General features: G+C 30.8%; 6 protein-coding genes. All 6 read left to right on the top strand.

Annotation, left to right across the window (positions count from 1 at the left end; translation table 11 throughout):
* The first annotated feature begins 181 nt into the window (after positions 1-181).
* The 6 genes from E6771_RS15435 to E6771_RS15410 all read left to right on the top strand — a co-directional run bounded on the left by E6771_RS15435 (position 182) and on the right by E6771_RS15410 (position 7,202).
* Complete coding sequence (locus E6771_RS15435) at positions 182-1,261, top strand: YibE/F family protein (protein ID WP_316092232.1); 1,080 nt, start codon at positions 182-184, stop codon at positions 1,259-1,261.
* A gap of 378 nt (positions 1,262-1,639) precedes the next feature.
* Positions 1,640-3,175 (top strand): glutathione ABC transporter substrate-binding protein, encoded by a 1,536-nt coding sequence (locus E6771_RS15430; RefSeq protein ID WP_316092231.1) that lies wholly within the window; start codon positions 1,640-1,642, stop codon positions 3,173-3,175.
* A 176-nt stretch (positions 3,176-3,351) separates the two neighbouring features.
* On the top strand, positions 3,352-4,278 hold the full coding sequence (nikB, locus tag E6771_RS15425) for a nickel ABC transporter permease (RefSeq protein ID WP_005980232.1): 927 nt from the start codon (positions 3,352-3,354) through the stop codon (positions 4,276-4,278).
* A gap of 14 nt (positions 4,279-4,292) precedes the next feature.
* The gene (gene nikC / locus E6771_RS15420; protein WP_316092230.1) at positions 4,293-5,177 is read left to right on the top strand and encodes a nickel transporter permease; all 885 of its coding nucleotides are present in this window, start codon (positions 4,293-4,295) and stop codon (positions 5,175-5,177) included.
* A 22-nt stretch (positions 5,178-5,199) separates the two neighbouring features.
* Positions 5,200-6,201, top strand: a complete 1,002-nt coding sequence (locus E6771_RS15415) for an ABC transporter ATP-binding protein (protein WP_316092229.1) — start codon at positions 5,200-5,202, stop codon at positions 6,199-6,201.
* Positions 6,201-7,202 (top strand): dipeptide ABC transporter ATP-binding protein, encoded by a 1,002-nt coding sequence (locus E6771_RS15410; protein ID WP_316092228.1) that lies wholly within the window; start codon positions 6,201-6,203, stop codon positions 7,200-7,202. Before E6771_RS15415 ends, E6771_RS15410 begins: the two co-directional genes overlap by 1 nt.
* The last annotated feature ends 317 nt before the right edge of the window (positions 7,203-7,519 follow it).

The raw sequence follows: 7,519 nt of genomic DNA, 5'->3' as shown, positions 1-7,519 counted from the left end.
TGTATGTCTCCTTTGTATAATTAGGGTGGTAACTATATTATACAAAAAAGAGAGCTGAGTGAAACATTTTTTTTAAATGTTACTCAGCTTTTTTTATAACTTTTCTAAAATAAAAGTTGAATTTTGTGTGAAATTAAAGTATTCTACTAAGTATGGGGATAAATGATAATAGGAGAGGATTATGAAAAAATTTATATTACTTATATTACTTATATATTCATTATTTTCTATAACAATATATTCTCAAGAAGAGTATATAAAAGGTAAAATTTTGAAACTGGAAGATTGTCTTTCACCAGAAGAAGAAGTTGAAGAATTGAAAGAGATTATACTTTATGATGTGATGATAATGGAAGGTGATAGAAAAGGAGATAAGATACTTATAGAATTTCCTATCTATCGAGAAGATGCTTTTAATATAAATGTAAAAGAAGGAGATAATGTAGTTCTTTATCATGATATTGATGAAGAAGGAAATGAAAAATATTATGTAGCTGATAAAGATAAAAGAAATGATATTTTATACTTAGGAATACTCTTTGTGGTTATCACATTAGCATTTTCAAAGTTCAAAGGTTTTAAAGCTATGATAGCTCTATTGTTTGTAGTAGCATTTATATATAAAGTTTTTATTCCTGGAATAATAGTTGGATATTCTCCTATACTATTATCAGTTATAACTGCACTTTTTGCTTCTACTGTCACTATATATCTTATGACAGGATTTAATAGTAAAGGAATAATAGCTATATTAGGAGCATTGGGTGGAGTTTTAGTAGCTGGAGTATTATCTTTTATATTTGTAAATTCAATGAGGCTGACTGGATATGTTACAACTGAAGCTTTAAATTATGCTTCAATGCTGCAGAATATAAAGATAAAAGAAGTAATATCTGCTGGTGTTATTTTAGGAAGTATGGGAGCAGTAATGGATGTGGCTATGTCTATATCTTCAGCATTAAATGAAATAAAAGAAAAAAATCAAGATATACACAGAAAAGAACTTTTTTTATCAGGGATGAGAATAGGGAGCGATATAATAGGAACAATGATAAATACACTTATTCTTGCTTATATAGGAAGCAGCCTTATGACAACTATTTTTATATATTTACAAAAAAGTCAGTATCCTCTTATAAGAATATTGAATTTTGAATCAATAGTTGTAGAAATATTAAGAGCTTTTTGTGGTAGTATAGGAATTTTGATTGCAGTACCAATAACAGCCTATGTAGCTTCAAAAATTTATTCAAAAAAATAGACTTAATTTTATAAATTATTAAAGAAATTTAATTTTTATACTTAATAAATAGGAAATTTGTTCAAATAATAATACAATATTTTATCATATATAAAATCTATATTTCTTATATAAATTTTATAAATTTGACTTAAACTCCAATAAATAGTACATTCTTTCTATAATTATATTTAAAAAAGATAATGTTTAAGAGCAATAGAAAAAAATATATCTTTACTTATTTTAAAAATGTTGTATCCTTATTATAGAAAGAGTGTTATAATAAAAGTAATTATTTCAATTATGTACACTCAAAAAAAGTTTTCATTTTGAAAAAATGACAAAAAAATTTCAAAATGAAACTAAATAAAAAAATAGTTTTAGGGAGGAATGTTATTTATGAAAAAGAAATTACATCTATTGGTCTTAGTACTTCTATCAATATTCTTATTTATCTCTTGTGGTGGAGGTAAGGAGACAGCAGGAGCAAAAGCAGCAACAAAAGATACTTTGGTAGTAGCTAATGGAGCAGATGCAAAATCTTTGGATCCACATGCAACAAATGATGCACCGTCATCAAAAGTAACAGTTCAAATATATGATAGATTAGTTGAACAAGATGAAAATATGAATATTGTACCAAGTCTTGCTGAATCATGGGAACAGCCAGATGATGTAACAACTGTATTTCATTTAAGAAAAGGAGTAAAATTTCACAATGGTGAACCTTTGACAGCAGCAGATGTTAAATTTTCTTTAGATAGAATGAAAAGTTCTCCACAAGTATCTCATATTATAGGAACTGTGGATAAAGTGGAAGTAGTGGATGAGAATACTGTTAAAGTAATAACTAAACAGCCATTTGGAGCTTTACTAAGTCATTTATGTCATCCTACAACAGCAATACTTAATGAAAAGGCTGTTAAAGCTGCAGGTGATTCTTATGGACAGCAACCAGTAGGAACAGGACCATATAAATTTGTGTCATGGGCATCTGGGGACAGAATAATTCTTGAGGCTAATTCAGATTATTTCTTAGGAGAAACTCCTATAAAAAAGGTTATATTCAGAGCAATACCTGAAGCAACTAACAGAACAATAGGATTGGAAACAGGTGAAATAGATATAGCTTATGATATTGAAGGAATGGATAAAGAAAGAATAAGAGAAGACAAAAATCTAGTATTCTTAGAAGAGCCATCTCTATCTATTGATTACATTGGATTTAATACTAAAAAAGCACCTTTCAATGATGTTAGAGTAAGACAAGCTATTGCATCAGCAATTAATGTAGATGATATTATTTCTACAGTATATAAAGGATCAGCTACAAGAGCTAATTCACTTATTGGACCAAAAGTATTTGGACACAGTGATGAGGCAAAAGCTTGGACAGTTGATATAGAAAAAGCTAAAGCCCTATTAGCTGAAGCTGGATATCCAAATGGATTTAAATCAAAAATTTGGATTAATGAAAATCCAGACAGAAGAGATATTGCTATAATACTTCAAGATCAATTAAGAGCTATTGGGGTAGATATAGCAGTTGAAACTCTTGAATGGGGAGCATTTTTAGATGGAACATCTAATGGAAATCATGAGATGTTTATATTGGGATGGGTAAGTGTAACTGGAGATGCTGATTATGGACTATATCCATTACTTCATTCATCTTGCTTTGGTGGAGCTGGAAACAGAGCGTTCTATGATAATCCTAAAGTTGATGAATTACTAACAAAGGCAAGAAATTCAAATGATCAAGATGAAAGAAAAGCATTATACAATGAAGTGCAAATCATAGCACAAGAAGAAGTTCCTTTATATATCACAGCATATAAAGCTCAAAATGTTGGATTACAAAAATATGTAGATAACTTTAAATTAAAAGCGGCAGGACACCATAGACTATACGGTACAAAATTTAAACAAAATTAATTTTAAAAGAAATTAAGTTAAAAAATAAATATTTAGAGAAGGGCTGCATCTAAAATTTATACTTTTTAGATTCAGCCCTTTAAAATAAAAAGGGTTTGTAACAAAAATTAAAATATATATTAAAATTTAAAGGAAAGGAGAGAGCACTTTAAAGAGTTAGAGTGTCGTACTAAAAGATGCACAAATACGTATTAAGAAGACTTTTATTACTTATTCCTGTATTATTAGGAGTATCGCTTTTAGTTTTTACTATCATGTCATTAACTCCTGGAGATCCAGCACAGTTAATTTTAGGTGAAAATGCACCTAAAGAAGCAATCTTGAAATTGAGAGAAGAAATGGGACTTAATGATCCATTCTTGGTTCAATATTTTAGATATGTAGGAAAAGCTGTTGTTGGTGACTTTGGAAGATCTTACACTACTGGAAGAGAGGTTTTTGGAGAAATATTTTCTAGGTTTCCAAATACACTTATATTAGCTGTTATTGGAATAATAATTTCAGTTTGTATAGGAATACCAGTTGGTATTATTTCAGCAACAAGACAATATTCATTCTTAGACAGTTTCAGTATGATATTAGCATTACTAGGAGTTTCTATGCCAGTATTCTGGTTAGGACTTATGCTTATACTTACTTTTTCTGTTAAATTAGGATTATTACCTTCTGGAGGATTTGATGGGCTCAAGAGTTTAATACTGCCATCAGTAACTTTAGGAGTGGGATCTGCTGCTATCATAACGAGAATGACACGTTCTTCAATGTTGGAAGTTATAAGACAGGATTATATCAGAACTGCAAGAGCTAAAGGGGTTGCAGAAAAAGTTGTAATCAATAAACATGCTCTTAAAAATGCGTTAATCCCAATAATTACAGTAGTTGGATTACAATTTGGTGGTCTTTTAGGAGGAGCTGTTCTTACAGAATCAGTTTATTCTTGGCCTGGTGTAGGAAGACTTATGGTAGATGCTATTAGACAAAAGGATACTCCTACAGTTTTAGCAGCAGTTATATTTCTAGCTGCAACATTCAGTGTTGTAAATCTATTGGTAGATATATTGTATGCTTATGTTGATCCTAGAATAAAATCACAATATAAGTAGTAAGGGGGATTAAGATGTCATCTAAAGAAAATGCAAAACAAGTAAATAAAAAAAGAAGCCAATGGAGAGAAGTATGGAGAATGTTGAAAAAGAATAAAATGGCTCTTTTAGGACTTGGTATTTTATGTATATTAGTTTTATTAGCATTATTTGCTGATGTTATAGCAAATTATGATACAGTAGTAATTAAACAAAATTTAGGAAGCAGACTGCAAGGACCAAGTGCAGCTCATTGGCTTGGAACAGATGAATTTGGTAGAGATATATTTGCAAGACTTATCCATGGGGCAAGAGTATCATTAATGGTTGGAATTGTAGCAGTTACAATTTCAATTGCATGTGGAGGGACTTTAGGAGCTTTAGCTGGATATTATGGGGGAAAACTAGACAATGTAATTATGAGAATAATGGATATATTTCTAGCAGTACCAAGTATTCTTTTGGCTATAGCTATTGTTTCTGCATTAGGACCAAGTCTAGGAAATTTAATGGTGGCTATCAGTATATCTAATATACCTAGATATGCAAGAATAGTTAGAGCATCAGTTCTTTCTATAAAAGATCAGGAATTTATTGAAGCAGCAAAAGCTATTGGTGCAAGTAATGCGAGAATAATATTTAAACACATAATTCCTAACTCATTAGCTCCTGTAATTGTGCAGGGAACTTTAGGAGTTGCAAGTGCAATCTTGTCAACAGCAGGATTGAGTTTTATTGGACTGGGAATACAGCCTCCTAATCCAGAATGGGGATCTATGCTTTCTGGAGGTAGACAATACCTTAGATATGCATGGTGGGTAACTACATTCCCAGGAATGGCTATAATGATAACGATTTTATCATTAAATCTTTTAGGAGATGGACTTAGAGATGCACTAGATCCAAGATTAAAACAATAATAGAGTTAGGGGGAATTATAAAATGAGCGAAAAATTATTGAACATAAAAGATTTAACTATTCAATATATTACAGAAAGCGAAACAGTATCTGCTGTTAATGGACTTGATATAGAACTTAATGAAGGAGAGACAATAGGTCTTGTTGGAGAAACTGGAGCTGGAAAAACAACTTCTGCTTTAGGTATTATGGGACTTGTTCCAAATCCTCCTGGTAAAGTAATAAAAGGATCTATTAAATTCTTTGGAAAAGATCTTTTACAAGAAAGTGAAGAAGGAATGAGAAAGATTAGAGGAAGCCAGATATCTATGATATTTCAAGATCCTATGACTTCTCTTAATCCAGTTATGACTGTTGGAGAGCAAATTTCTGAGGTTATAGATATCCATGAACAAATAGGGAAAGCAGCAGCTTTAGAAAAAGCAAAAGAAATGCTTGAACTTGTTGGAATTCCAGGTGCTAGAGTAAATGATTATCCACATCAGTTTTCTGGAGGAATGAAACAGAGAGTTGTCATCGCTATAGCCCTTGCATGTAATCCAAAACTTTTAATAGCAGATGAACCTACAACTGCCTTAGATGTTACTATTCAAGCTCAAGTACTTGATTTAATGAATGACCTTAAAGAAAAATTTAAAACGGCAATGATTCTTATTACACATGATCTTGGAGTAGTTGCTCAAGTATGCGATAAAGTAGCAATAATGTATGCAGGAGAGATAATAGAAGCAGGGACATTATTAGATGTTTTTGAAAATCCAAAACATCCATATACACATGGACTTTTTGGCTCTATACCTAGCTTAGATGAAGAAACTACTAGATTGAAACCTATTCAAGGGTTAATGCCTGACCCTACAGATCTACCAAAAGGGTGTAAATTCCATCCTAGATGTCCTCATGCAACAGAGCTTTGTTCTAAGAAAGAGCCAAATATTGTGGAAGTAAGTGAAGGGCACAAAGTAAGATGTCTTATTTATGAAGGATTGGTAGAATTTAAAGTGGAACAGGAGGATAAAAAATAATGGAAGATAGCAAAGTTTTACTTGAAGTAAAAAATCTAAAAAAATATTTTAATACTCCAAAAGGATTGCTTCATGCAGTGGATGGTGTAAATTTTTCAATTCGTGAGGGAAAAACACTAGGAGTGGTTGGAGAATCTGGATGTGGAAAATCAACTACTGGAAGAGTTATTTTAAGACTTTTAGAAGCAACAGATGGAGAGATTTTATTTGAAGGAAAAAATATTAGAAATTATACAAAAGAGCAAATGAGAGAAATAAGACAGAAAATGCAGATTATTTTTCAGGATCCATTTGCATCTTTAAATCCAAGAAAAACTGTAAGTGAAATCATTGCTGAACCTCTTATTATCCATGGAATTTATAAAAATAAAGAAGACCGTGATAGAAGAGTAATGGAGCTTATGGAAACAGTTGGATTAAGTGAAAGGCTTATAAATACTTATCCTCATGAACTTGATGGAGGAAGAAGACAGAGAATTGGTATTGCCAGAGCACTTGCTTTAAATCCTAAATTTATAGTATGTGATGAGCCTGTATCTGCTCTTGATGTTTCTATTCAAGCCCAAGTATTGAATTTAATGCAGGACCTTCAAGAAGAATTTGGATTAACGTATATGTTTATAACACATGATTTATCTGTTGTAAAACATTTTTCTGATGATATTGCAGTTATGTATTTAGGACAATTAGTTGAAAAGGCTCCTTCTAAAGATTTATTTAAAAATCCTATTCATCCGTATACAAAAGCACTGTTGTCTGCTATACCAGTAGCCAGTGTAACAAAGAAAATGGAAAGAATAAGATTACAGGGGGAAATTACTTCCCCTATAAATCCTGCTAAGGGATGCAGATTTGCAAAAAGATGTGTTTATGCAAAAGATATATGCACACAAGAAGATCCAGAACTTCAAGAAGTTGGAGAAGGACATTTCTTTGCTTGTCATTTAGCAGAAGAACTTGGATTTGTAGATAAAAAAGTGGTATTGTTAGAGAAAAATTAAAATTATAAAATCTCAGTTGATAAAAATCAGCTGGGTTTTTTTTATATAGCACATTAATTTTATACATAAAATATGAATTATATTTTAAATAATATTGATTATTTATGTAATAATTTTTATAAAAATATGAACAAATAAATATTTATTTTGTTTAATAGAAAATTCCAGTAAATTTGATAGAATATAATATAGAACAGATAATATGAACAAAAACATTCAGGAGGAAGGAAAGAATATGATTAATGGAATTTGGTGCGGATTAATAATTATTGGAGTAATTGTATCTATGTTTACTGGAAAGATTCAGGCGGTGACAG

The organism is Fusobacterium sp. (genome assembly GCF_032477075.1).
In the GTDB taxonomy this organism is placed as follows: domain Bacteria; phylum Fusobacteriota; class Fusobacteriia; order Fusobacteriales; family Fusobacteriaceae; genus Fusobacterium_A.
The sequence above is the reverse complement of the archived record's forward strand: the minus strand, read 5'-3'. Positions and strand labels throughout refer to the sequence as shown.

Coding starts and splice junctions, on each gene's coding strand:
- E6771_RS15435 (WP_316092232.1), top strand. CDS start 182: ATGAAAAAATTTATATTACTTATATTACTTATATATTCATTATTTTCT.
- E6771_RS15415 (WP_316092229.1), top strand. CDS start 5,200: ATGAGCGAAAAATTATTGAACATAAAAGATTTAACTATTCAATATATT.
- E6771_RS15430 (WP_316092231.1), top strand. CDS start 1,640: ATGAAAAAGAAATTACATCTATTGGTCTTAGTACTTCTATCAATATTC.
- nikB (WP_005980232.1), top strand. CDS start 3,352: ATGCACAAATACGTATTAAGAAGACTTTTATTACTTATTCCTGTATTA.
- E6771_RS15410 (WP_316092228.1), top strand. CDS start 6,201: ATGGAAGATAGCAAAGTTTTACTTGAAGTAAAAAATCTAAAAAAATAT.
- nikC (WP_316092230.1), top strand. CDS start 4,293: ATGTCATCTAAAGAAAATGCAAAACAAGTAAATAAAAAAAGAAGCCAA.